Source organism: Flavobacterium sp. (assembly GCF_043720215.1).
Lineage (GTDB): Bacteria > Bacteroidota > Bacteroidia > Flavobacteriales > Flavobacteriaceae > Flavobacterium.
In genome coordinates, this window is record NZ_JAYSSZ010000087.1 from 1 (window position 1) to 1,887 (window position 1,887).

The window sequence follows — 1,887 nt, forward strand, 5'->3', positions numbered from 1 at the left end:
ACAGCATAAATCACCAAAATAATTATTGTTAAAATCCCAATAGATTTTACATTCTCTTTAAACATATTTTATGAATTTTTGCCTATTTCGTTTACTTGACGATAGACATTATATAAAGCTAAAAAAACACCAACTAAAGTGAATACTTTATAATAGAATACTTTTTCGTTTGTATAATTCTCATCTAACCAAAAACCAAGCTTGTAAAACAAAAAAATAATGACACCCATTTGTATGGGAATATTAATAAGCGCCAGCCATTTTGTGTTATTTTTTTTATCTTGATTATTATTCTCCATGTGCTGGCAACAAAGGCTTTGAAGTTGTTTTCATAATACATGAAGCGCTAAAATCTGCTCCTGGCTCTACAGAAAGTTTTCCGCAAGTTACCTCGCCGTGGATACTTGCTTTCGATTTAATGTTTAAAATATCTTGAACTATTATTTTTCCTGTCACTGTTCCTTCTATATCTACATTTTGACAAGAAATATCACCAGTAACAATTCCCGCTGGACCCACAACAAGTTTCCCTTTTGAAGTAAAATTACCTATTAAGTGTCCATCTAATCTAAAATCAGCGATCGATTCTATATCGCCTTTTATAGTTGTTACCTCAACAATCCTGTTGGTTTTTCCTAGTAAATCTGTATATGATTTTGTACTTTTTTCAAACATATTTTTTTATTTTAATTCGAGAAATTGATTGTAATTTTTCTTAACCTGAATAACCGAATAATTATCGCTAGAAATTACCTGAGCTAGTGTTTCAATTTTGTAATCTTTAGTGTCTTTTAGAATATTTACTAAATAATTCGAGTATTCCTTTGATGATATTCCGTGAATTACAACAAAATTTTCTGTTTCATTATACACATCAAACGAAACAGAAAAAGTATCATATTGCTTCTCTTTAATATACTTGTTTAATTTTTCTGTTAATGTTGTGGTTTCAGCAGCATCTCGTTTTCCTACTTTATATAATACTTTCCATTTTTTAGATAACGAATCACTTTTGAAAGCCATTTGTTCTAACGTTGGTATGTTTATTTTAAGAATATCTTCTGCTTGTTTTCCTTCTTTTGTGTTTGGAAAGTTTAAGGCGACAAAATTTAACGATTTTTTGTACTCATCAACTCCTTTTAGTTTTCCTATCACACTTGATTTAAGTAATTCGAATTTTGGTATTAAATCATCCCCAGCAAATTGAGCCAAACTTTTTTCGATAGTTTCAAGAACCAAAACATATTCTTGATTTCCAAATTGCTTGTAAAGACCTTTATAAACTTCATCTGGTGTTTGAGCAACTGCGTTTTCTTCAGATATTGCTCCGCTTAAAAGCTGTGCATATCTTGTGTTTGGGTAATTTGATATAATTTTATTTTTAACGTCTTCCGCTTTCGATTTATCTATAATCTCATATATTTTATACAAATTATACATCGATGGTAAAACCAATCTTTCTTCAGGATTGTTTTTTAGTAATAACTCAAATTTAGAGGCAGACAATACATATTCTTTAAATTTCTCTTTATAAATAACACCTAATTGATAATTTGCAAAATTTCGTTCTCTAGCTAAACTATCTAATACTTTTTGCGAAGTTGGCAATTGCTTCAAATAAAAATCTGCTTGGTATTTCTCAGAAATTAAACCCTCAGTTTCTGTATCCTTATTATTTGTTATTATACTGTCGTTTTTACTTGTGTTTTCAGCTTGCGAGATCCATCGCCAGTTATCTTTAAGAGATCGTTTTCCCCAGTTTTTTAGGAATTCAACTTTCCCATAAGCAACCGTTGTTGGATTATAAAAATAAAAAGCGTCCTTGTTTGCAGAATCGAAACTAGCTGCTGGAGGCAAAAACATTTGGTCGTTTTTAGTTGCGATTTC

General features: G+C 30.2%; 3 protein-coding genes. All 3 read right to left on the reverse strand.

Annotated features, from left to right (window positions below; translation table 11 throughout):
- Window positions 1-68: 68 nt before the first annotated feature.
- The gene (locus ACHZC3_RS04215) at window positions 69-299 is read right to left on the reverse strand and encodes an AtpZ/AtpI family protein (protein ID WP_394758634.1); all 231 of its coding nucleotides are present in this window, start codon (window positions 297-299) and stop codon (window positions 69-71) included.
- Window positions 289-675 (reverse strand): polymer-forming cytoskeletal protein, encoded by a 387-nt coding sequence (locus tag ACHZC3_RS04220; protein ID WP_394758635.1) that lies wholly within the window; start codon window positions 673-675, stop codon window positions 289-291. Before ACHZC3_RS04220 ends, ACHZC3_RS04215 begins: the two co-directional genes overlap by 11 nt.
- A 6-nt stretch (window positions 676-681) precedes the next feature.
- Window positions 682-1,887, reverse strand: a 1,206-nt coding sequence (locus ACHZC3_RS04225; protein ID WP_394758636.1) for a tol-pal system YbgF family protein, incomplete at its 5' end; no start/stop codon positions are given.